This is a genomic window from Kocuria sp. KH4 (assembly GCF_053711175.1).
On sequence record NZ_JBSJYX010000029.1, the window covers coordinates 24016 to 47741 of the forward strand.

17 protein-coding genes are annotated in these 23726 nt (G+C 73.9%); 14 read left to right on the plus strand and 3 right to left on the minus strand.

The features are described from left to right. Nucleotides 1-24 precede the first annotated feature (24 nt). The 4 genes from ACWCOM_RS16780 to ACWCOM_RS16795 all read left to right on the plus strand — a co-directional run bounded on the left by ACWCOM_RS16780 (nt 25) and on the right by ACWCOM_RS16795 (nt 7501). Entirely contained in the window at nt 25-3402 is a 3378-nt protein-coding gene (locus ACWCOM_RS16780; RefSeq protein WP_454549885.1) for a DNA polymerase III subunit alpha, read from the plus strand. Between the two features lie 184 nt (nt 3403-3586). Beyond that, complete coding sequence (locus ACWCOM_RS16785; protein WP_454549886.1) at nt 3587-4543, plus strand: PRC and DUF2382 domain-containing protein; 957 nt, start codon at nt 3587-3589, stop codon at nt 4541-4543. A 265-nt stretch (nt 4544-4808) separates the two neighbouring features. Beyond that, nucleotides 4809-6926 carry a threonine--tRNA ligase gene (gene thrS, locus ACWCOM_RS16790; RefSeq protein ID WP_454549887.1) on the plus strand — a complete coding sequence of 706 codons (2118 nt, stop codon included), beginning with the start codon at nt 4809-4811 and terminating at the stop codon, nt 6924-6926. Next, nucleotides 6923-7501 (plus strand): HIT family protein, encoded by a 579-nt coding sequence (locus ACWCOM_RS16795; RefSeq protein ID WP_454549888.1) that lies wholly within the window; start codon nt 6923-6925, stop codon nt 7499-7501. Before thrS ends, ACWCOM_RS16795 begins: the two co-directional genes overlap by 4 nt. 58 nt (nt 7502-7559) lie before the next feature. Here the strand turns inward: ACWCOM_RS16795 and ACWCOM_RS16800 are convergent, their stop codons facing one another. Next, nucleotides 7560-9659, minus strand: coding sequence for a M3 family metallopeptidase (locus ACWCOM_RS16800; protein WP_454549889.1), 2100 nt, complete (start codon nt 9657-9659; stop codon nt 7560-7562). A gap of 178 nt (nt 9660-9837) precedes the next feature. Between ACWCOM_RS16800 and ACWCOM_RS16805 the strand changes: the two genes are divergently transcribed. The 10 genes from ACWCOM_RS16805 to ACWCOM_RS16850 all read left to right on the plus strand — a co-directional run bounded on the left by ACWCOM_RS16805 (nt 9838) and on the right by ACWCOM_RS16850 (nt 21342). After that, the gene (locus tag ACWCOM_RS16805) at nt 9838-11145 is read left to right on the plus strand and encodes a MurT ligase domain-containing protein (RefSeq protein ID WP_454549890.1); all 1308 of its coding nucleotides are present in this window, start codon (nt 9838-9840) and stop codon (nt 11143-11145) included. 11 nt (nt 11146-11156) lie between these two features. Then, nucleotides 11157-11879 (plus strand): type 1 glutamine amidotransferase, encoded by a 723-nt coding sequence (locus ACWCOM_RS16810; protein WP_454549891.1) that lies wholly within the window; start codon nt 11157-11159, stop codon nt 11877-11879. Between the two features lie 205 nt (nt 11880-12084). After that, the gene (locus ACWCOM_RS16815; RefSeq protein ID WP_454549892.1) at nt 12085-12846 is read left to right on the plus strand and encodes a YebC/PmpR family DNA-binding transcriptional regulator; all 762 of its coding nucleotides are present in this window, start codon (nt 12085-12087) and stop codon (nt 12844-12846) included. A 26-nt stretch (nt 12847-12872) separates the two neighbouring features. Further along, a complete protein-coding gene (ruvC, locus tag ACWCOM_RS16820) occupies nt 12873-13469 on the plus strand; it encodes a crossover junction endodeoxyribonuclease RuvC (RefSeq protein WP_454549893.1) in 597 nt (198 codons plus the stop codon). Nucleotides 13470-13566: 97 nt separating this feature from the next. Then, entirely contained in the window at nt 13567-14208 is a 642-nt protein-coding gene (ruvA, locus tag ACWCOM_RS16825; protein ID WP_454549894.1) for a Holliday junction branch migration protein RuvA, read from the plus strand. A 26-nt stretch (nt 14209-14234) separates the two neighbouring features. Further along, a complete protein-coding gene (ruvB, locus tag ACWCOM_RS16830; protein WP_454549899.1) occupies nt 14235-15332 on the plus strand; it encodes a Holliday junction branch migration DNA helicase RuvB in 1098 nt (365 codons plus the stop codon). Nucleotides 15333-15432: 100 nt separating this feature from the next. Then, entirely contained in the window at nt 15433-15885 is a 453-nt protein-coding gene (gene yajC / locus ACWCOM_RS16835; protein ID WP_454549895.1) for a preprotein translocase subunit YajC, read from the plus strand. 90 nt (nt 15886-15975) lie between these two features. Further along, nucleotides 15976-17796: a protein translocase subunit SecD gene (gene secD, locus ACWCOM_RS16840; RefSeq protein WP_454549896.1), complete on the plus strand. Its 1821-nt coding sequence runs from the start codon at nt 15976-15978 to the stop codon at nt 17794-17796. Beyond that, on the plus strand, nt 17796-18815 hold the full coding sequence (secF, locus tag ACWCOM_RS16845; protein ID WP_454549897.1) for a protein translocase subunit SecF: 1020 nt from the start codon (nt 17796-17798) through the stop codon (nt 18813-18815). The genes secD and secF overlap by 1 nt, the downstream gene beginning before the upstream one ends. A gap of 202 nt (nt 18816-19017) precedes the next feature. Beyond that, a complete protein-coding gene (locus tag ACWCOM_RS16850; RefSeq protein WP_454549900.1) occupies nt 19018-21342 on the plus strand; it encodes a RelA/SpoT family protein in 2325 nt (774 codons plus the stop codon). 54 nt (nt 21343-21396) lie between these two features. Here the strand turns inward: ACWCOM_RS16850 and ACWCOM_RS16855 are convergent, their stop codons facing one another. Together ACWCOM_RS16855 and ACWCOM_RS16860 are read right to left on the minus strand one after the other, a co-directional pair. Further along, entirely contained in the window at nt 21397-21993 is a 597-nt protein-coding gene (locus tag ACWCOM_RS16855; protein ID WP_454549898.1) for a type IV toxin-antitoxin system AbiEi family antitoxin, read from the minus strand. A 129-nt stretch (nt 21994-22122) separates the two neighbouring features. Next, nucleotides 22123-23523, minus strand: a complete 1401-nt coding sequence (locus ACWCOM_RS16860; protein ID WP_454549901.1) for a DUF349 domain-containing protein — start codon at nt 23521-23523, stop codon at nt 22123-22125. Nucleotides 23524-23726: the final 203 nt, after the last annotated feature.

The following is a 23726-nucleotide window of genomic DNA, read 5'->3' on the forward strand; positions in this document are numbered from 1 at the left end:
TCGAACACATATTCGAATACCGGTGTGAGCTTTCCGCACCTGCACGTCGCCACCGCCTTCAGCGCCCACTACGGGGTGAGCCGGCCCGCCGCCCTCGTCGCCGCGGCCGCCGCGGACGGCGCGGAGGTGCTCGCCTGCACCGACCGGGACGGGCTCTACGGCGCGGTCAAGCACCTGGGCGCCTGCCGGGAGCACGGCATCGCCCCCGTCCTGGGCGCCGACCTCGCCCTGTACGGCCCCGGGCGCGAGCGCGTCCTCGGCCGCGTGCTGGTCCTCGCCGCCGGCGGGACCGCCGGCGCCGGCTACGCCGCCCTGTGCCGGCTCGTCTCCGCCGCCCACGCCGGCGGCGGCCCGCCGGGGGTGGACCCGGAGCAGATCGCCGCCCACGCCGTCCGCCCCGGGCACGCGGGCCCTCTGCTGACCGTGCTGCTCGGGCCGTCCTCCGACGTCGGGCAGGAGCTCGCCGCCCGCCGCTACCGCGGCGGCCGCGCCGCCCTGGCCCGCTGGCGGGCCCGGCTGCCGGCGGATGCGCTCGCCGTGGAGGTGGTCACCCACCTGGCCGCCCCCGGCACCGCGGGCAGCACCTCCCACGCGGCGCGGCTGCTGCGCGGCGCCGTCGAGGCGGGACTGACCCCCGTGCTGACCAACGCGGTGCGCTACGCCACCCCCGCCGAGGCGGCGACCGCCGACGTCCTCGACGCCGCCCGCGCCCTCACCCCGCTCGAGGCCCTCGGCCGGGCCGGCCCGCCCGGCAGCGGGGCCCGCGCCGACCGGCGGGCGCCCCCGGCGGAGCCGCTGCAGCCCAACGGCCAGGGCTGGCTCAAGTCCGCCCGGCAGATGCGCTCGCTGGCCGCGGAGATCGCCGGGGCCGCCGACCTCGGGGCCGAGGGCGCCGCGGCCCTGCTGGCGGGCACCCATCGGGTCGCCGACCGCAGCCGCCTGGACCCGGAGTCCGACTGCGGCTGGGGGCGCCCGGTGGTGCCCGAGGCCTCCGTGCTGGGCCTGCGGCGCCCGGCGACCGCGGAGCTGCAGGCCCGCTGCGAGGCCGGACTGGCGCGGCGCTACCCGGGCCGCCGGGCGAGCCCGGCGGTGCGCTCCCGGCTGGACCGGGAGCTGGCGGTGATCGGGGAGCTGGGCTTCGCCTCCTACTTCCTCACCGTGGCCGAGGTCTCCGCGATGATCGGGGCGATGGGCGTCCGGCACGCCGCCCGCGGCTCCGGGGTCTCCTCGCTCGTCAACTACCTGCTCGACGTCTCCCAGGTGGACCCCCTGGAGCACGACCTGCTCTTCGAGCGTTTCCTCTCCCCCGCCCGCTCGACCCTGCCGGACATCGACATCGACGTCGAGTCCGCCCAGCGCCACCGCGTCTACCGGGGCATCTTCGAGCGCTTCGGCGCGGAGCGGGTGAGCCTCATGAGCATGCAGAACGCCTACCGCGCCCGCGGCGCCGTCCGGGACGCGGGGCTGGCGCTCGGGCTGGACCCCGAGACCGTGGACACGGTGGCCAAGCAGCTGTGGCACCTGCCCGCCTCGGCCCTGCGCGAGACCCTCGCCCGCCAGCCGGAGCTGCGGGAGTTCGCCGAGCAGGTGTCCCGCGAGAAGCAGCTGGACCTGCTCGTGGACCTCACCGAGCGCCTGGACCGCCTGCCCCGGCACATCTCCATGCACCCGTGCGGGGTGATCCTGGGGGACCGCTCCCTCCTGGACCGCACCCCGGTGCAGACCGGCGGGGCCGGGATGCCGATGAGCCAGTTCGACAAGCACGACATGGACCCCATGGGCATGCTCAAGCTCGACGTCCTCGGCGTGCGGATGCAGTCCGCCCTCGCCCACGCCGTCGAGGAGGTGGCCCGCATCCACCCGGGACGGCCCCGCCTGGACCTGGAGTCCGTCCCCGTCGACGACGAGGCCACGTTCGAGCTCATCCGCTCCACGCACACCCTGGGCTGCTTCCAGATCGAGTCCCCGGGCCAGCGCGAGCTCATCGGCAAGATGGCGCCCACGAGCTTCGGCGACCTCGTCGTGGACATCTCCCTCTTCCGCCCCGGGCCCATGCACTCGGACATGGTCCGGCCCTACCTGGAGCACCGCCACGGCTGGTCCCGGCCCGTCCCCGTCCACCCGAGCCTCGACCCGATCCTCGCCGAGACCCACGGGGTGACCGTCTTCCACGAACAGGTCCTGCGCATCCTCCACGCCTTCACCGGCTGCGGTCTCGCCCGGGCCGACGAGCTGCGCCGCCGGCTCGGCTCCGACCGGCAGCTCGAGGTGGAGGCGTACTTCCGGGAGCGGGCCCGGGAGCGGGAGTACCCGCTGGACGTCGTGGACCGGGTGTGGGGGATCCTGGCGGCCTTCGGCTCGTTCGGCTTCTGCAAGGCCCACGGCGCGGCCTTCGCGGTGCCCACCTACCAGTCCGCGTGGCTGAAGGCCCACCACCCGGAGGCGTTCCTGGCCGGGCTCTGGGAGCACGACCCTGGGATGTACCCCAAGCGCCTGCTCGTGGGGGAGGCGCGGCGGATGGGCATCCCCGTCCTGCCGGTGGACGTCAACCGCTCCGACGAGCACTACCGGGTGGAGCGGCTGGCGGAGGACCCCGGGCGCCTGGGGGTGCGCCTGGCCCTGACGGGCATCCACGGGGTCTCGCAGGCCGAGGTGCGCCGGATCGTGGCCGGGCAGCCCTATGCCTCGCTCGCCGACCTGCGGCAGCGGGCCCGCCCCGCCCGCCGCACCCTCGAGCGTCTCGCCGCCGTCGGCGCGTTCGACGGGCTGCTGCGCCGCTCCGGGGGGACCGCCTCCCGCGCCGACCTGGTGCACGCCCTGCGCACCCGGGCGGACAGCGCCCGCCCGCCCCGGGACCCCGCGAGCCGGGAGGTCCGGGGGCAGCTGGCCCTGGACCTGGGGGACCTGGAGCTGCGGGGCCTGCCCGCGGAGCGGCCCGAGCCCACCGTCGAGGAGAAGGTGCGCACCGAGCTGGACCTGCTGGCGGTCGACGTCTCGGCGCACCTCCTGGACAGCTGGTCCCCCCTGCTGCGGGAGCTGGGGGTCGTGCCCGCCGAGCGGCTGCTGGAGCTGCGCAACCGGTCCGAGGTGCTCGTGGCGGGCGTGCGGGTCTCCACCATGACCCCGCCCATGCGCAGCGGCCGGCGGGTGGTCTTCGTCAGTCTCGACGACGGCACGGGCGCCGTGGACTGCGCCTTCTTCGCCGACGCCCAGGAGCGCTCGGGGCAGCACCTGTTCGGCACGCGGCTGCTGCTGGTGCGCGGGCGCATCCGGCGCACGGGTCCCCGCGGGATCAGCCTCAGCGCGGAGCAGGCCTGGGACCTCGCCGACCCGGCGACCCCGGCGGCCGTGCGCTCCCCGGTCCGCCCCCGCGCCGGGGAGCGGACCGGAGGCCGGGCATGATGCGCCGGAGGCCGGTGCGGATCCAGGGATTTCACTCTCGGAGAATCCATTGGCCAGTGGGCTGATAGCCAGTATGGTTACTAATAACAGCGGATGAGCTGCACCCCGCCCCCCGGCGGGATTCGTCCGCGACGGGCGCCCTCCTGGGAGCCCGTTCCCCGGCAGATCGAGAGAAGGAGTTCTCATGGCTACGTACGACGTCAACGCGCTGCTGTCCGCCACCGCCTACGGGTCGGACGGCGACAAGATCGGCAGGATCGAGCAGGTCTTCCTGGACGACAACACCGAGGAGGTCACCTTCGTGACCGTCAACACCGGTCTGTTCGGCACCAAGGAGAGCTTCGTCCCGGTCGAGGGCGCCCAGCAGGACGGCGACCGCCTCGTGCTCCCCTACGCCAAGGAGGTCGTCAAGGACGCCCCGAACGTGGACGCGGACCAGCACCTCTCCCCGGCCGAGGAGGAGGAGATCTACCGCTACTACAAGATGAACTACTCCGGCACCGGCGGCGACCGCGACACCCGGACGGACTACGCCACGACCGACTACACCGGCACCGGCACCACCGGCCGTGACGCCGGCGACACGCTCGACACCGACCGCAACGCCGTGCCCGGCGCGGGCACCGCCGGCTACGCCGAGGTCGACCGCGGCGTCACCGACCGCGGCGTCACCGACCGCGACAGCACCGCCGGCTACGCCGACGTGGACCGCGGCGTCACCGACCGCGACCTCACCGACCGCGACGACAACGGCGTGGTCCGCCACGAGGAGCGGCTGCACGTCGGCAAGGAGCAGCAGGAGACGGGCCGGGCCCGCCTGCGCAAGTACGTGGTGACCGAGCGCGAGACCGTCGACGTCCCCGTCGAGCGCGAGGAGGTCCGGGTCGAGCGCACTCCGCTCAGCGGCACCGAGGCCACCACCGGCACCATCGGCGAGGAGGACGTCGAGGTGGTCCTGCACGAGGAGCGCCCCGTCGTCGCCAAGGAGACCGTGGGCGTCGAGAAGGTCGAGATCGAGAAGGAGACCGTCCGCGACACCGAGCGCGTCGAGGCCGATGTCCGCAAGGAGCAGGTCGAGGTCGAGAGCGACGCCGAGCGCGGCACCGGACTCACCGACCGCGATCGCCGCGACCGCATCTGATCGCACCCGATCGTTCCGGGCCCCCGTCACCGCGAGGTGACGGGGGCCCGTCGTCGTGCCGGCTCCCCGGCCCGGGCGGGGTCCGTCCGCACCGGGGGCCCGGCCGCGTCCGCCCGGTGCGGCCGGGCCCGGCGTCACCGCCCCTCACCGGTCCCCGCCACACCGGACGGGTACCATCGATGCAGTGCGCGCCGCCCGCCGGCGCCCCTGCCGCGCGCCCCCCGTACGGGTGCGTGCCGATGCCGACCGAAGGAGACCCCTCCCCATGACCACCGCGCCGGAGCACCAGCCCGAGTCCGCACCCCTCACGATCACCGTCGACGGCGAGCAGCGCACGGTGGGGGCCGGCACCTCCGCCGCGGAGCTGTACCGCGAGGAGCGCTCCGTGGTGGTCGCCCGCGTCAACGGCGTGCTCCGGGACCTCGCCACCGAGCTCGCCGACGGCGATGCCGTGGAGCGGGTGCTGATCTCGGAGCCGGAGGGACTGGAGGTGCTGCGCCACTCCACGGCCCACGTGATGGCCCAGGCGGTGCAGCAGCTGCACGAGGACGCGAAGCTCGGCATCGGCCCGTACATCACCGACGGCTTCTACTTCGACTTCGACGTCGCGCAGGCGTTCACCCCGGAGGACCTCAAGGCCGTCGAGAAGCGGATGCAGCGGATCGTCAACTCCACTCAGTCCTTCCGCCGCCGTGCCGTGAGCGAGGAGGAGGCCCGGGCCGAGATGGCGGACGAGCCGTACAAGCTGGAGCTGATCGGCCTGTCCCAGGGCCCCGGCTCGGGCGGGGACGTGGACGCCGCCGCCGAGGGCGCGTCCGTGGAGGTCGGCGCCGGCGAGCTGACGATCTACGACAACGTGGACCGCAAGACCGGGGAGACGGTCTGGAAGGACCTGTGCCGCGGCCCGCACCTGCCGGACACCAAGCTGATCGGCAACGGCTACGCCCTCATGCGCTCGGCCGCCGCGTACTGGCGCGGCTCCGAGAAGAACAAGCAGCTGCAGCGCATCTACGGCACGGCGTGGCCCTCCAAGGAGGAGCTGAAGGCCTACCGGGACCGCCTCGCCGAGGCCGAGCGGCGCGACCACCGCCGGCTCGGCTCCGAGATGGACCTGTTCTCCTTCCCGGACGAGCTGGGCTCCGGGCTGCCGGTGTTCCACCCCAAGGGCGGGATCATCCGCAAGACCATGGAGGACTACTCCCGGGCCCGCCACACCGAGGCCGGCTACGAGTTCGTCTACACCCCGCACATCACCAAGGGCCACCTCTACGAGGTCTCCGGGCACCTGGACTGGTACCGGGAGGGGATGTTCCCGGCCATGCACGTGGACGAGGAGCGCGACGCCGAAACGGGCCAGCTCACCAAGCAGGGCCAGGACTACTACCTCAAGCCCATGAACTGCCCCATGCACAACCTCATCTTCCGCTCGCGCGGGCGGTCCTACCGGGAGCTGCCCCTGCGGCTGTTCGAGTTCGGGCAGGTCTACCGCTACGAGAAGTCCGGGGTGGTGCACGGCCTGACCCGGGTGCGCGGGATGACCCAGGACGACGCCCACATCTACTGCACCCGCGAGCAGATGAAGGCGGAGCTGACCACCACCCTCACATTCGTCCTCGACCTGCTCAAGGACTACGGGCTCGACGACTTCTACCTGGAGCTCTCGACCAAGGACCCGGAGAAGTTCGTGGGCTCGGACGAGCTGTGGGAGGAGGCCACGGCGACCCTGGCCGAGGTCGCGGCGGAGTCCGGGCTGGACCTGGTGCCGGACCCCGGGGGCGCGGCCTTCTACGGCCCGAAGATCTCGGTCCAGGCCAAGGACGCCATCGGGCGGACCTGGCAGATGTCGACCATCCAGCTGGACTTCAACCTCCCGGAGCGCTTCGACCTCGAGTACCAGGCCGCGGACGGCACCCGGCAGCGCCCGGTGATGATCCACCGCGCGCTGTTCGGCTCCGTGGAGCGCTTCATGGGCGTGCTCGTGGAGCACTACGCCGGGGCGTTCCCGGCGTGGCTGGCCCCCGTCCAGGTGGTGGCGATCCCGGTGGCCGAGGCGTTCAACGACTACCTGCAGGGCGTGGTGGACACCCTCCGGGCCCGCGGAGTGCGCGTGGAGCTCGACGCCGGCTCGGACCGGTTCCCCAAGAAGATCCGCACCGCCTCCAAGGAGAAGGTGCCGTTCGTGCTCATCGCCGGCGGGGAGGATGCGGAGGCGCACGCGGTCTCCTTCCGCTTCCGCGACGGCTCCCAGGACAACGGCGTCCCGGTCGGCGAGGCCGTCGAACGGATCGTGGCGCACGTCCAGCGCCGGGTGAACGAGGAGCCGACGGCCGCCCTGCCCGAGGACCCCCGGTCCGCCGCGGAGACGGCCGGGGTCGGGCAGTGACCGGCCGGGCGCCCGAGGGCGGGCCTCCGCACCACTGGATCCGCCAGGACGAGTTCGAGATCCCGGGGGTGCCCGACAGCTTCCAGCGGCTGTGGACCCCGCACCGGCTGGCCTACGTGCGGGGGGAGGACCCGTCCGTGCGGGAGGATCCCGGGTGCCCCTTCTGCCACGGGCCCCGGCGGGCGGACGAGGAGTCCCTGATCGTCCACCGCGGCGAGCACTGCTTCGTGATCCTCAACCTCTTCCCGTACAACCCCGGCCACCTCATGGTCTGCCCGTACCGTCACGTGGCCGACCTGACGGAGCTGGGGGAGGAGGAGCTGCGCGAGCTCACGGACCTGACCCGCACCGCCGTGTCGACGATCCGCCGGGTGGCCTCCCCGCACGCCTTCAACGTGGGGATCAACCTGGGGGCCGCGGCGGGCGGGTCGCTCTCCGGGCACCTGCACCAGCACGTGGTGCCCCGCTGGAACGGGGACGCGAACTTCATGCCCGTGCTCGCCGGGACCAAGGCGATCATGCAGACCCTGGGGGACACCCGCCAGGACATCGCCGACGCCTGGCCGCGGGCCTGACCCCGGGCCTGCCCGCTCGCGGGCCGACCGGTCCCGGAGGTGCCCGCCGGCGCGCCGTTCAGGCCCGCCCCGGGCCCCCGGGACCGGGGGCCGGTGCCCCGCGCCGCCGGTGCACGAACTCCTCGCGCGGCAGCAGCCCGCGCCGCCGCAGCAGGGCGCCCAGGTGCGGGCGCCGGCCCAGCAGGGCCTCCACCGCCTCCAGGGGCGCCGTCTCGTTGCCGCGGGAGAGCACCTCCTCCGCGAAGCGCCGTCCGTTCTCCCGGGTGAGCCCGCCGTGGGCGGCGAACCACCGGGCGGTGTCCGCGTCGAGGATCTCGGACCAGATGTAGGCGTAGTACCCGGCGGAGTAGCCCCCGGCGAAGATGTGCTTGAAGTACCCGGTCCGGTAGCGCGGGGCGATGCCGGGCACGTCGATCCCGGCCCGCTCCAGGGCCTCCTGCTCCACGGTGCGCGGGTCGGCCAGCCGGGACGGGTCCTCGATCCCGTGCCAGGCGAGGTCCAGCCAGGTGGCGGCCAGGTACTCCACGGTCCGGAAGCCCTGCCCGTGCGCGGCGGCCTCCCGCAGGGCGGCCAGGGTGGCCTCCGGGACCGGCTCGCCGGTGCGGTGGTGTCGGGCGTAGTGCGGGGCGACGTCCGGGTGCAGCACCCACATCTCGTGGACCTGCGAGGGGTACTCCACGAAGTCCCGGGGCACCTTCGTGCCGGAGAACGAGGGCAGGTGCACGTCCGAGAGCAGCCCGTGCAGGGCGTGGCCGAACTCGTGGAAGACCGTGACGACCTCGTCCAGGGTCAGCAGCTTCGGCCGCCCGGCGGGCGGGCGGGTGAAGTTCGCGTTGTTCACCACGACGGGCCGCTGCCCGGTGAGCCGGTTCTGGTGCACGAGCGAGCCCATCCAGGCCCCGCCCTGCTTGGTGGGCCGGGTGAACCAGTCGCCCAGGAACAGGCCCACCCCGGCCCCGTGCTCGTCGGTGACCTCCCACACCCGCACCTGCGGCAGGTAGCCGTGCAGATCGGGTCGCTCGGTGAAGACCAGCCCGTAGAGCTCACGGGCGGTGCGGAAGATCCCGTGCTCGAGCACCGACTCCAGCTCGAAGTACTCCCGCAGCGCGGAGGCGTCCACGTGGTAGCGCTCCCGGCGCAGCCGCTCGGCCCAGAACGGCCAGTCCCACGCCTCGACCGGGTGGCCCGCGAGCCGTTCCAGCTCGGCGCGCTCCTCGAGCGCGTTGCGCACCGCGGGCCCGGTGATCCGCTCGAGCACCTCCCGCACCGCCTCCGGCGAGGGCGCCGTGCTGCCCGCCATGACGTGGTCGCCGTGGCTGCGGTAGCCCAGCAGCCGCGCCTGCTCCGCGCGCAGCCGGGCGATCCGCGCGGCCAGGGGGCGCAGGTCCGTGCGGCTCTGCGAGCCCTCCCCGCCGTGCTCCCCGGTGCCCCGGTGGACGGCGGCCAGGTGGATCCGCCGGCGCAGCGCCCGGTCGGTGAGCACTGACAGCACCGGCTGGACGGTGAACAGCGCGGGGGTGAGCAGGTAGCGCCCCGGGTGGCCGCTCTCGGCGGCCGCCGAGGCGGCGGCCTCGACGTCCGCGGGGTCCATGCCGTCCAGCGCCGCCGGGTCGTCCACCACGACGGCGGAGGCGTTGACCTCCCGGAGCAGGTCGTTGCCGTAGCGGATGCTCAGCGCGGAGAGCTCGTCGTTGACCTCCCGCAGCCGCTGCTGCTCCGCCGGGCCCAGCTCCGCCCCGGAGTCCTGGAACCAGGAGACGTACTCGTCCAGCACCCGCAGCTGCCAGGGCTGCAGGTCCGTGCGGTCCACCCGCCGGACCCGGGCGTAGAGCTCCTTGTCCAGCGTGAAGTCCGCCTTGTGCTCGGACAGCCGCGGCGCGAGCTCCTGGTAGATCCGCTGCACGCCGGCGGTGTTGTGCGCGGCGGTGAGGGTGAAGAAGACCGACTCGACCCGGTCCAGGGCCAGCCCGCCGCGCTCGAGGGCCTCGATGGTGTTCGCGAACGTGGGGGGCGCGGGGTCGGCCCGGACCGCCCGCACGCACTCCAGGTCCTCGGCCATCGCCGCCTCGAAGGCCGGCAGGAAGTGCTCCTCCCGGATGCTCCGGAAGTCCGGCAGCTCGTAGGGCAGCGCGCTGGGGCGCAGGAGGGGGTTGTCCAAGGCTCAGTCCCTGTCGGGCTCGGTGGGCGGGCACGTACGCTGAGCCACCCTACCGGGGGGAGGCGCCGCGCCGGGGGCGGGCACGCCCCCGAGCGGCCCGGGGGCGTGCCCGGGTGCCGGAGGGAGCCGGGCGGGTCCACGGCGCCCCCGACCCGCCGGGCCGCCCGCACGCCCTAGGATGGAGCGCATGTCCCGACCCCACGTGCGCCTGCTCGGCCAAGGCATCCGGTACCTGACGACCCTGCGCGGGGGAGGCTCCGCCTTCCCCGGCCTCGTGATGGAGAAGCTGCACCCCGGGTTCGTGGCGGAGCAGCTCGGGCGGCTGCCGCACGGGGTGGTGGTCGTCAGCGGCACCAACGGCAAGACCACCACCACCAAGATGGCCGTCCAGCTGCTGCGCTCGCAGGGGTACCGGGTCTTCACGAACCGCACCGGCTCCAACTTCGTGCGGGGCGTGGCGGCGGCGCTGCTGGGGGAGATGAGCCTCACCGGCCGGCTCGACGCCGACATCGCCGTGCTCGAGCTCGACGAGGCCCACGCGGTGCACTTCGTGAAGCAGGTCGCCCCCCGCCACGCGCTGCTGCTCAACGTCATGCGCGACCAGCTCGACCGCTTCGGGGAGATCGACACGACCCGCCGGATGCTCGCCCAGATCGCCGCGGCCACCACGGGCACCGTGGTGCTCAACCGGGAGGACCCCCGGATCGTGTCGCTGGCCGAGCACGTCCCGGACGGCACCGACGTGCGCTGGTTCGGCCTCGCGCCGCAGCTGCGCCGCATGTTCCCCTCCGACGACGACATGCGCTCCGCCGGCGGGCCCGAGGCCGAGGCGGACCACGAGCGCGAGCTCGCCCCGCGCCCGGCCGCCGAGGTGGAGCTGACCTCCTTCGCGGCGAACCGGGTGCACCTCACGGTGGGCGGCGAGGACGTCGAGGCCACCGTGGAGCTCTACGGCGTCTACAACATCTACAACGCGGCCGCGGCCCTGGCGCTGGTGCTCGCCGTCGCCGGACCGGACGCGGACCGCCCCGCGCTGGTGGACGAGCTCTCCCGCGTCACCCCGGCGTTCGGGCGCGGCGAGACCATCCACGTCGACGGCCGCCCGCTGCAGCTGCTGCTCGTGAAGAACCCTGCCGGGTTCCGCCTCTCCCTGGCCTCGGCCCGCCCCGGCGACTACGCCACCATGGTCACCATCAACGACGAGTACGCCGACGGCCGGGACGTGTCCTGGCTGTGGGACGTCGACTTCCACTCCCTGCGCGACGCCGGGGTGGACGTCGTCGGCGGCACCCGCGCGTGGGACATGGCCCTGCGCCTGGACTACGACGAGGTCCCCGTGCGCGACGTCGTCCCCGACCTCGGCGACGCGCTGCGGCGCTTCGTGGCCGCCGCCGGCGAGCGGCCCATGCGCGTCTTCTGCACCTACACGTCCATGCTCGAGCTGCGCCGGGAGCTGTCCCGCGTGGCCGAGGTCGCCGAGATCTGAGCGGAGCCCCCATGACCGACCGCACCGTCCACCTCGTCCAGCTCTACCCCCGGGACATGAACATCTACGGCGACTGGGGCAACACCCTGACCCTCAAGCGCCGGCTGGAGAAGTACGGCTACACCGTGCGGCTGTCCGACCACGACCCCGGGGACCCCTTCCCGGCCGACGCCGACCTCCTCGTGGGCGGCGGCGGGCAGGACTCCGGGCAGTTCCGCGTCCAGGAGGACCTGCAGCGCATCGCCCCGGAGCTGCGCGCGATGGCCGCGGACGGCGTGCCGATGCTGGCGATCTGCGGGCTCTACCAGCTCTTCGGCCACGAGTTCCGCACCGGCGCCGGGCAGACCCTGCCCGGGATCGGGATCCTGGACGTCACCACGGTGGGCGGACCGACGCGCCTGATCGGCAACATCGTCCTGGAGTCCCCGGAGTTCGGCACCGTGGTGGGCTACGAGAACCACTCGGGGATCACCCGGCTGGGTCCCGGCCAGGCCCCGCTCGGCACGGTGCGCCGGGGCGCCGGCAACAACGGCGAGGACGGCACCGAGGGCGCGCGCGTACACCACGTGGTGGCCTCCTACCTGCACGGGTCGATGCTGCCGAAGAACCCCGCCGTGGCCGACCACCTCATCCGCGCCGCGGTGGAGCGCCGGTACGGGAGCTTCGACGCCGAGCCGCTGGACGACACGCTCGCCGAGCGCGCCCGGGAGGTCGCCGCGGCCCGTCCCCGCTGATCGGCCCGGCCCGCACCGGCCGGACCGTTCCCGCCGGCCCGTCCCCGCCGGCCGCCGGGAGCGGGCGGGCCCGCACCCGGTAGGATGGAGCAGGACTTTTCCGGTCCGTCCCGGCCTGCCGCCCGGGCGGGCCGCTCCGGGACGCGGCCGGCGGCTCCCGAGACCCCGGGCACCACGTCCCGTCACGACTTCCGAGGAGGAACGCATGTCAGGTCACTCCAAGTGGGCCACGACCAAGCACAAGAAGGCCGCGATCGACGCCAAGCGCGCCAAGGCCTTCGCCAAGTACATCAAGGGCATCGAGGTGGCCGCCCGCATGGGCGGGGCCGACACCGCCGGCAACCCGGCGCTGGACCTCGCCGTGTCCAAGGCCAAGAAGAACTCGGTGCCGGTGGCGAACATCGACCGCGCCATCAAGCGCGGCGCCGGGCTGACCGGCGAGGTCGTCGACTACACCGAGATCCTCTACGAGGCCCGCGGCCCGCAGGGCACGGCCCTGTACATCGAGTGCCTCACGGACAACAAGAACCGCGCCGCCTCCGAGGTGCGCGTGGCCGTGACCCGCAACGGCGGCACGATGGCCGACTCCGGGTCCGTGGCCTTCCTCTTCGAGCGCAAGGGCGTCGTGGAGGTCGCCCGCACCGACGGGCTCACGGAGGACGACGTCCTCATGGCCGTCCTGGACGCGGGCGCCGACGAGGTCGTGGAGCAGGAGGAGGTCTTCGAGGTCGTCTCCGAGGCCACCGACCTGCCGGCGATCCGCGCGGCCCTCGACGAGGCCGGGCTCGAGTACAACAACGACGACCCCCAGTTCCGCCCGAGCATGCTGGTCGCGCTGGACGCCGAGGGCGCCCGGAAGTTCCTGCGCCTGGTCGACGCCGTCGAGGAGCTCGACGACGTGCAGAACGTCTACGCCAACGCGGACATCCCCGCCGAGGTCCTCGCCCAGCTCGACGCCGAGGACTGACCACGGCCACGCAGCGGATCCTCGGGGTGGACCCCGGGCTGACGCGGTGCGGGTTCGGCCTGATCGACATGGCCGGCAACCGCACCGCGTCGCTCGTGGACGTCGGCGTGGCCGGCACGGACGCCGCCGACCCGCTCGACGTGCGCGTGCTGCGCATCTGGGAGGCCACCGAGCGGTGGATCGAGCGCTACCGCCCCGACGCCCTGGCCCTGGAGCGGGTGTTCGCCCAGACCAGCGTGAACACCGTGATCGGCACCGCCCACGCCTCCGGAGCCGTCATCGCCTCCGCCGCCCGGCACGGCGTGCCGGTGGCCTGGCACACCCCGTCCGAGGTCAAGGCCGCCGTCACCGGCGAGGGGCGGGCCGACAAGGCCTCGGTGGCCCGCATGGTGGTGCGGATCCTGCGGCTCGAGGAGGCGCCCCGGCCCGCCGACGCCGCCGACGCCCTGGCCATCGCCATCTGCCACGGCTGGCGCGGCGGCGGCACGGGCGTGGACGCGACCGCCCGGACCGAGACGCACCAGGGCGCCCGCCCCCTCGCCGCCGCCCGCTCCGGGATGACCCCCGCCCAGCGCGCCTGGGCCGAGGCGGAGGCGCGGGCCCGCCGGGGCGGGCGCAGCTGAGTCGGCCGCCCCTGCTAGAGTGGCGGCGAGTCGTCATTCGTAGATTTGTTCGAGCAACCGGTCCCGGCCCCGCCGGGGCGCGGGAAGGAGGCGCGCGGTGATCGCGTCCATCACGGGACAGGTCGAGCACGTCGGCCTCACCACCGCCGTCGTGGCGGTGGGCGGCTTCGGCGTCCAGGTCCAGGCGACCCCCGAGACGCTGTCCGGGCTGCGGATCGGGGGAGAGGTCCGGCTCGACACGGCGTACGTGGCGCGCAAGGACGAGTCCCCGCTGCTCTTCGGCTTCCGCAGCCCCGCCGAGCGCGAGGTCTTCGAGATCATGCTCGGGGTCAGCGGGGTCGGGCCCCGCACCGCCCTGGCGGTGCTCTCCGTGCTCGGCCCGGACGACGTCCACCGCGCCATCGCGCAGGGCGACGCCAAGGCGTTCACGGCCGTGCCCGGCATCGGGCCCAAGGGCGCCCGCCGGATCGTGCTGGAGCTGGCCGACAAGCTGATCGTCCCCGACCGCCCCGCCCCGGCCGCCGCCGCGCCCGTGGAGCCCTGGCGGGAGCAGGTGCTGGAGGCCCTCGTGGGGCTGGGCTGGAACGAGAAGGACGCCGCCCGCGGCGTCGCCGACGCCCTCGCCGGACGCGAGGAGCTGAGCGCCTCCGGGGACGTGCCCGCCATCCTGCGCACCGTGCTCGCGTGGCTCGGCGCCGCCAAGGCCGGTGCCCGCACCGGCGCGGAGCGGGGGGTCTGAGCGTGGCCCGCGAGGACGGCGCCGCCGTGAACGCCCGCGACCGGCTCGTCTCCCCGGTCGACGAGCCCGACGAGAAGCAGCTCGAGTCGGCCCTGCGCCCGGCCAACCTGGACGAGTTCGTGGGGCAGAAGCGGGTGCGCCAGCAGCTGTCCCTGGTGCTGGAGGCCTCCCGGCTGCGGGGCCGCTCCGCCGACCACGTCCTGCTCTCGGGCCCGCCGGGGCTGGGCAAGACGACCCTCGCGATGATCATCGCCGAGGAGATGGGCGCGCCCCTGCGGATCTCCTCCGGCCCGGCCATCCAGCACGCCGGCGACCTCGCGGCGATCCTGTCCTCCCTCACCGAGGGGGAGGTGCTGTTCCTCGACGAGATCCACCGCATGTCCCGGCCCGCCGAGGAGATGCTGTACATGGCCATGGAGGACTTCCGGGTGGACATCGTGGTCGGCAAGGGCGCCGGCGCCACCTCCATCCCGCTGGACCTGCCGCCCTTCACCCTGGTGGGCGCCACCACCCGGGCGGGCCTGCTGCCCGGGCCCCTGCGCGACCGCTTCGGCTTCACCGGCCACCTGGAGTTCTACTCCGTGGAGGAGCTCGAGCTGGTGCTGCGCCGCTCGGCCGGGCTGATGGACCTGGCGATGACCGCCGAGGGCTTCACCGAGGTCGCCTCCCGGTCCCGGGGCACCCCCCGCATCGCCAACCGGCTGCTGCGCCGGGTGCGGGACTGGGCGCTCGTGCACGGCATCGACCGGATCGACGCCCGCACCTCCTCCGCCGCCCTCGACATGTACGAGGTGGACGCCCGCGGCCTCGACCGCCTGGACCGCTCCGTGCTCGAGGCGCTCGTGACGAAGTTCGGCGGGGGGCCGGTGGGCCTGTCCACCCTGGCGATCGCGGTGGGGGAGGAGACCGAGACCGTCGAGACCGTCGCCGAGCCCTACCTGGTCCGCGAGGGCCTGCTCGGGCGCACCCCCCGGGGGCGGATCGCCATGGCGGCCGCCTGGGACCACCTGGGCCTGGCCGTCCCGGAGCACGCGGCGTTCCGCGACCCCGGGCTGCGGGCGGCCTTCGGCGCGGCGGCGGACCCGTCCGCGGCCGAGGAGGACCCGCCCCTGTTCGAGGACTGATCCGCGCCCGACGCGCGGATCCACCGGTGGACGTCCAGGACGCTCCGGGTTCCATCACCTACCATGGGACGGACACCCACCACCGATCGAACGGAAGTCCGTGAGCTCGCTCCTCCTCGCCCAGTCCCTCTCCGCCCAGGCCGCCCAGCCCACCGGGGGCGGCACCTCCTGGCTGCTGCCGCTCATGCTCGTGGCCCTGGTGCTGCTGGTCTGGCTGCCCATGCGCCGGCAGAAGAAGGCGATGGCCCAGGTCAAGGAGAAGCAGTCGGCCATGGGCCCGGGCACCGAGGTCATGACGAACTACGGCCTCTACGGCACCGTCCGCTCGGTCGACCGGGACGCGAACAAGGTCGTCCTGGAGATCGCCCCGGGCACGGCCGTGACCGTGCACCTGCAGACCGTCACCACCGTCGTCGAGGAGGCCCCGGCCCCCGCCGCCGGCACCGCGGCGCCGGCCGGGCCGGAGATGCGCGACGCCGACGGCACCGGCTCCGGTCCGGTCGACCCGCTGGACGACGACTCCCGGCGCGACCCGGGACCGCGCAACGACTGATCCCCCCTTCGGGGCGACGGGCCGACCGCTGGTCGGCCCGTTCCCATGAGCAGGCCCGGGCCGCCCGGGCCGTGGTGCGTTAGGACAACCATGGCACTGACCACACGCAAGACCTCCGGTGCTCCCCCCGCCCCCGGGCGGGGCGGGGGGAGCACCGCACCGGCGCGCTCCGGCGTGCGGGCCGCTCTCTCGGGCGCGCGCCGCTCCCTGCTCGGGCTGCTCGTGCTCCTGGCGCTGCTGGGCGGGCTGCTCGCCTGGGGCGCGGGCACCGACCGCACCGGGTGGGGGCCCAAGCTGGCCCTCGACCTGGAGGGCGGCACCCAGATGATCCTCTCCCCGTCCCTGCAGGGGGAGGAGGCCGGCCAGGAGGTCACCCCCGAGCAGCTGGACCAGGCCGTGGAGATCATCCGCCAGCGCGTGGACGGCTCCGGCGTCGCCGAGGCCGAGATCGCCACCCAGTCCGGCAGCACCATCGTGGTCTCCATGCCCGGGGTGCCCTCGGCCGAGACCCGCGAGCTGATCCAGACCTCGGCGCAGATGAACTTCCGTCCCGTGCTCACCACCGCGGCCGCCGAGCCCGTGCCCGAGGACCAGCGCGTGCCCCGGGACGAGCTGCCCGAGCCCGCCGCCGAGCCCGCCGACTCCTCCGACCCCAACTGGATCACCCCGGAGCTGTACCGGCAGTTCGAGGAGACGGACTGCACCGCGCCGCAGTCCCCGGACGAGCGCGAGGCCCAGGACGCCGACGCGCCCGTGGTCGCCTGCGAGCCCGACACCGGGACCAAGTACCTCCTGGGCCCGGTGGAGATCCAGGGCACCGGCATCGAGGACGCCTCCTACGGGACCGCCCAGAACTCCCAGGGGGCCTCCCTGAACCAGTTCGCCGTGAACCTGCAGTTCGGCCCGGACGCCACCGAGCGCTTCCGGCAGCTCTCGGAGCGCCTCTACGGCATCGGCCAGTCCACCCCCGAGGACCCCCGCGGCCAGTTCGCCATCCTGCTCGACGGCCAGGTGGTCTCCGCCCCCCAGATGAACGCGGTGATCTCGGACGGCCAGGCGCAGATCACGGGCAGCTTCACCGAGGAGCAGGCCCGCTTCCTCGCCGAGCAGCTGAAGTACGGGGCGCTGCCGATGAGCTTCGAGATCCAGTCCGAGCAGCAGATCTCCGCGACCCTCGGCGCCGACCAGCTGCGGATGGGCATCGTCGCCGGGATCATCGGGCTGGTGCTGGTGTGCGTGTACTCCCTCTTCCAGTACCGGCTGCTGGGGCTCGTGACCATCAGCTCCCTCGTGGTCGCGGGCGTGCTCACCTGGCTGGCCATCACCCTGCTGGGCTGGTCGGCGAACTACCGGCTCTCCCTGGCCGGCGTCGCGGGCCTAATTGTGGCGATCGGCCAGACCGCCGACTCCTTCATCGTCTACTTCGAGCGCATCCGCGACGAGATCCGCAGCGGCCGCTCCATCCCCGCGGCGGTCGACCACGGCTGGCGGCGGGCCCGGCAGACCGTGCTCGCGTCGAAGGCCGTGAACCTGCTGGCCGCCGTGGTGCTGTACTTCGTGGCGGTGGGCAACGTGCGCGGGTTCGCCTTCACCCTCGGGCTGACCGCGATCGCGGACCTGCTCGTCGTCTTCCTGTTCACCCACCCCGTGATGGTGCTGCTCGCGCGCACCCGCTACTTCGGCGGCGGCGGCCGGCACTCGGGGCTGAACCCGGAGGCCCTCGACGCGGTGCCCCTGTACCGCGGCGCCGGGCGCCTGCGGGAGCCGGGGACCGGGGACGGGCTGACCATCGCCGAACGGCGCCGCCGCGCGGCGGAGGCGGTCCCGCCGGACCGGCCCGGCGAGCCCGCCCCGCAGGACGCCCCGGTCGGCGCGCCGTCGTCGGCCCGCACTCCCGAGGAGAACGCCTGATGTCCCGGTTCGCTGATTTCGGCAACGCCCTGCACAGCGGGCGCATCTCCTACCCCTTCGTGGGGCGGGCGAGGCTGTGGCTGACGATCGCCGCGGTCCTCGTGGGGCTGTCCCTGCTGGTGCCCGTGGCCAAGGGCGGGTTCAACCTCGGCATCGACTTCACCGGCGGCTCCGAGTTCACCGTCTCCGCGGTGTCCGAGCCCGAGGTGGAGACCGGCCGCGAGGCCGTGGCGGCGTCCTCGGACGCCGCGGAGGTCGAGGTCACCAACATCGCCCCCGGCACGATCCGGGTGCAGACCGAGCAGCTCGACGACGACGAGACCCTCGCGGTCAAGGACGCCCTGGTCGAGGCCTACGGCGTGAGCGAGGACGAGGTGACCTCCACGTTCGTGGGGCCCACGTGGGGCGCCGGCGTCACCCGGCAGGCGCTGCAGGGGCTCGTGGCGTTCGTGGTGCTGGCCACCGTGCTGATGGCCCTGTACTTCCGCACCTGGAAGATGTCCGTCTCGGCGATCGCGGGGATGATCGCGACCGTCGCGATCACCGCCGGGGTCTACTCCCTCGTGGGCTTCGAGGTCACCCCCTCCGCGGTCATCGGCTTCCTCACGGTGCTCAGCTACTCCCTCTACGACTCCGTGGTGGTCTTCGACAAGGTCCGGGAGAACACCGAGGGCCTGCTCGACGGCACGGCCCCGCCCGAACGGGCGGGGCGGCGGTTCTCCGACCAGGTGAACCTCGCCGTGAACCAGACCCTGGTGCGCTCCATCAACACCTCGGTGGTCGGCATCCTGCCCGTCGGCTCGATCCTGTTCATCGGCTGGCTCGTGCTCGGCGCGGGCACCCTCAAGGACCTGTCCCTGTCGCTGTTCGTCGGTATCATCGTGGGCACCGTCGCGACCCTGTTCGTGGCCTCGCCGATGTACGCCCTGCTGCGCTCCCGGGACGCGGACGTGCGCGAGCAGGAGGCGCGGGCGGGCGCCCCGGCCGGACGTGCCGCCGAGGAGGCCGCGGCGCACTAGACTGAGGTCCACCGCAGGGCGGACCGCGCAGCCGCGGACCGCCGCACAGCAGCACACGTCAGCTCGACGACCGGGGCGGCGGCCGCACGGCCGCCGCCCCGGTCGCATCGATGGGAAGGGAGCTACGGTCATGAGCTCGTCCGACGACGGGGTCGTCCCCGCCGGTCAGGGCACCGCCCCGACACCGCCGCGCCGCTCGGACATGGCCGGCACGCACTACGTCGTGCCCGCCTCCCGGCCGCTGCAGGGCCGGGCGGTGTTCCCGGGCCGCAGCGACCGCACCCGCTCCAGCCTGTCCTACCTCTCCGGCCGGCCGATGGACCACTCGCCGATCCTGGAGCCGCTGCTGCACACCGTGCGCGCCACCCACCCGGAGGAGGACGTGGAGGTCCTGGCGCGTGCGTTCAAGGTCGCGGAGAAGTGCCACGAGGGGCAGAAGCGCAAGAGCGGGGACCCCTACATCACCCACCCCGTGGCCGTGACCACGATCCTCGCGGAGCTGGGCATGACGGGGGCCACCCTGGTCGCCGCGCTGCTGCACGACACCGTGGAGGACACCGACTACACGCTCGAGCAGCTGCGCGCCGAGTTCGGCGACGAGGTGGCCGCGCTCGTCGACGGCGTGACGAAGCTGGACAAGGTCCAGTACGGGGACGCCGCCCAGGCCGAGACGGTGCGCAAGATGATCGTGGCGATGGCCAAGGACATCCGCGTGCTGGTGATCAAGCTCGCCGACCGGCTGCACAACGCCCGCACCTGGCGCTTCGTCTCCCAGTCCTCCTCCTCGAAGAAGGCGCGGGAGACCCTGGAGATCTTCGCCCCGCTGGCCCACCGGCTGGGCATGAACACCATCAAGTGGGAGCTCGAGGACCTGGCCTTCGCGGCGCTCTACCCCAAGGTCTACGAGGAGATCGTGCGGATGGTGGGGGAGCGCCAGCCCCAGCGCGAGCGGTCCCTGGCCAAGATCCGGGAGCGGATCGCCCTGGACCTCTCCGAGGCGGGGATCGAGGCGACCATCACGGGCCGGCCCAAGCACTACTACTCGATCTACCAGAAGATGATCGTGCGCGGGAAGGACTTCGACGAGATCCAGGACCTGCAGGCGGTCCGGGTGCTCGTGAACACGGTGCGGGAGTGCTACGCGGCGCTGGGCGCCCTGCACGCGCGGTGGCGGCCGCTGCCGGGGCGATTCAAGGACTACATCGCCATGCCGAAGTTCAACATGTACCAGTCCCTGCACACCACGGTGATCGGCCCGGACGGGCGGCCGGTGGAGATCCAGATCCGCACCCACGAGATGCACCGGCGCGCGGAGTACGGGGTGGCCGCCCACTGGAAGTACAAGGACCAGGCCAACCAGGCGAACTCCGCCACGCCCAAGGCGCAGGAGGGGGACCTCGCGTGGCTGAGCTCCCTGGTCTCCTGGCAGGAGGAGACGCAGGACTCCTCCGAGTTCCTCGACTCGCTGCGCTACCAGATCAACACCTCCGAGGTGTACGTCTTCACGCCCAAGGGCGAGGTCATGGCTCTCCCGGCGGGCTCCACGCCGGTGGACTTCGCCTACGCGGTGCACACCGAGGTGGGGCACAAGACCATCGGCGCCCGGGTCAACGGCAAGCTCGTGCCGCTGTCCTCGGAGCTGCAGCACGGGGACTGGGTGGAGGTGCTCACCTCCAAGTCCGAGCACGCCGGGCCCTCCCAGGACTGGCTGAAGTTCGTGAAGTCCCCCCGGGCGCGCAACAAGATCCGGCAGTGGTTCTCCAAGGAGCGCCGCGAGGAGGCCATCGAGAAGGGCAAGGACGCCCTCACCCGCGCCCTGCGCAAGCACCACCTGCCGTTGCAGCGCACCCTGACCCAGGAGTCCCTGCTGGCGGTGGCCCAGGACTTCCACCGCACCGACATCAGCTCCCTCTACGAGGCGATCGGCTCGGACGTGGTCAGCGCCCAGGACGTGGTGGAGCGGATCGTCGGCAACCTGGGCGGGGCCGACGGCGCGGAGGAGGACTTCGCGGAGACGACCATCGCCACCCAGCCGGTGCGCCCGCGGGTGTCCGACTCCGGGGTCGTGGTCAAGGGGGCCTCGGACGTCTACGTCAAGCTCGCCCGCTGCTGCACCCCGGTGCCGCCGGACGAGATCATGGGCTTCGTCACCCGGGGCGCCGGCATCTCGGTGCACCGGAAGGACTGCGTGAACATGCTGGCGCTGACCTCCACGGAGCGGGTGGTCGAGGTCGAGTGGGCCCCGACGCAGTCCAGCGTGTTCCTGGTGGAGATCCAGGTGGAGGCCCTCGACCGGAAGTCCCTGCTCTCGGACGTCACCCGGGTGCTGTCGGAGAACCACGTCAACATCCTCGCCGCCTCGGTGCACACCTCCAAGGCCCGGCTGGCCATCTCCCGCTTCGCCTTCGAGATGGGCGACCCGCGCTACCTGGACCACGTGCTCAACCAGGTCCGCCGGATCGACGGGGTCTACGACGTCTACCGCACCTCCGGCAACCGGCCCATCTCGGAGCCGTCCTCCCGCTGAGCCGTCCTCCCGCGGGACCGGCGGGCACCGGTGGCTCCCGCCGGCCGGCCGGGGTCAGGGCACGGGCCGGCCGATCCCGCGGGCGGCGCGGCGCACCCGCAGCAGCGCCGCCTGCCGTCCGGGCATCCGCTCGAAGCTCTCCAGCGCGGCCTGCACCAGCGCCGGCGGGCAGTGCAGGTGCGGGGCGTGCATCAGCCGCTCCAGGGCCGCCAGCCCCTCCCGCTCGGGGACGTGCAGGGCGAGGTCCACGGCCGTGCGCAGCGGGGTGGTGACCCGCACGGGCCCGGCGTCGTGCACGTCGTAGCCGCCCAGGGTCACCTGGTGCAGCGCCATGCCGTCCGGCACCGGGGACATCGTGGTGCGGCGCAGCTTGTCCAGCAGCACCGGGAGCACGGTGGGGCGCGCGGCGCAGTCGTAGAACCAGGCGGCGGAGAGTCGGCCGAGCACCCCGCGGCCCAGCAGGTGCGGGGGCAGCTGCGCCTCGAGGGCCGCGAGCTTCACCGCCCGCGTCACCGGGCGCCCGCGCAGCACGTGGGCCTCCAGCACCACGGGCACGAGCACCCCGTCGGCCACGAGGGCGGAGAGCTCGGCGCGGGAAAAGGGCCGGTCCGGCAGCAGCAGGGAGTCGGGGGTCCAGGGCGGGTCGTGCATGGGGCCAGCCTGGCCGACGGACCGGGCACGGGAAAGGCCCCGGGCCGGTGCTGTGGACAGCACGGGCCCGGGGCCTGCCGGGCGCCGGGACCGTCCCGCGCGGTGCGGGCGGGCCCGGCGCCGCCGGTGTCAGCGCAGGTCGGCGGAGGAGCGGCGCAGGGTCTCCAGCCACTGCCGGCTGGTGGCGAGCTCGCCCTCCAGCTTGGCCGCGCGCCGGGCGTCCCCGGCGGCCTGCGCCTTGGCCAGGGCGGCCTCCTGGTCCTCGATCTTCGTCTCGAGCTGGCTGAGCATCGAGTTGGAGCGGGCCTTCGTCTCGGGGTTGGAGCGCTGCCACTTCTCGTCCTCGGCCTGGCGCACGGCGTCCTCGACGGTGCGCAGCTCGGCCTCCACCCGGCGCATGTGGGCGCGCGGGACCTTCCCGGCCAGCTCCCACCGGTCCAGGATCTCGCCGAGGGCGCGCTTGGCGGCCTTGAGGTCGGTGACGGGCAGCAGGGCCTTGGCCTCGGCGAGCAGCTGCTCCTTCACCACCAGGTTGCCCTCGAACTCCTCGTCGATCCGGTCGTTGTCGGCCTTGCGGGCCTCGAAGAACCGGTCCTGGGCGGCGCGGAAGCGGGCCCACAGGGCGTCGTCGTCCTTCTTCGAGGCCCGCTTGGAGTCCTTCCACCGGTCCATGAGCCGGCGGTACTCCGCGGCCGTGGCGCCCCAGTCGGTGGACCCGGAGAGGGCCTCGGCCTCGGCGATGAGCGCCTCCTTGGCCTTCTTGGCCTCGGCGTTGTCGGCGTCGAGCTGGGAGAAGAACGCGCGGCGGTGGCGGTCGAAGGTGGTGCGGGCGGTGCGGAACCGCTTCCACAGGGCGTCCTCCGCGGCCCGGCCCAGCCGGATGCCGGACTTCTGGTGCGCCTTCCACTGGTCGAACAGCTCGGCCATCCGGGCGGAGGACTGCTTCCACTGGGTGCGCTGCGGGTCCTGGGCGGCGATCTGCTCCGCCTCCGCGACGATCGCCTCGCGCGCCGCGACGTTCTGCGCCCGCTGTGCCTCGTGGGCGGCCCGCTCGGCGGCCTCGAGGTCGCGGATCGCCGGGCGCAGGGCCTCGATCCGCCCCTCGAGGCCGCGGATGTCCCCGAGCATGTTGCGCTGGCCCACCTGCTCGGCGAGGTGGTCGACCGTGGTGAGCATGTCCGCCGACGGGGCGCCGGCGGAGACCCGCTGCTCGAGCAGGGCGACCTGCGCCTCGACGTCGTCGTACTTGCGGGCGAAGTAGCCCAGCGCCTCGTCCTCCGTGGCGTCGGGGAACTGCCCGCACAGCACCTCCTCGCCGTCCACGACGACGTAGACGTGCCCGTCCTCGGTCACCCGCCCGAACGCGCGGGCCCGGGCCACGGACTCCGGCGAGGCCAGCGCGGGAGCCGCCGCCGGCTGGGCCGCCACGGGCTGCGCGGCGCCCGGCTGGGCGACCGCCGGGCCGGGGGCGGGGGCCGCCGGGGCCGCGGGCCGGGCCGCTCCGGGCTTGGGGGCGCCGGGCTTCGGCATGCCGGGCCGCGGTGCGGCTCCCGGGCTGGGAACGGGGCGGGGGGTGGGCTGGTCGTCGGATTCGAGACGTTCGGTCACCGCTACAACTCTTTCGCTCTCGCCGGACCGGCGCCGGGATCGGGTCCGGCGCCGTCGCCCGGCTTCGGACAATCGTCCTGTCCATACTACCGAGGCGGCGCCCTCCCCACGGCGGCCCGGGAACC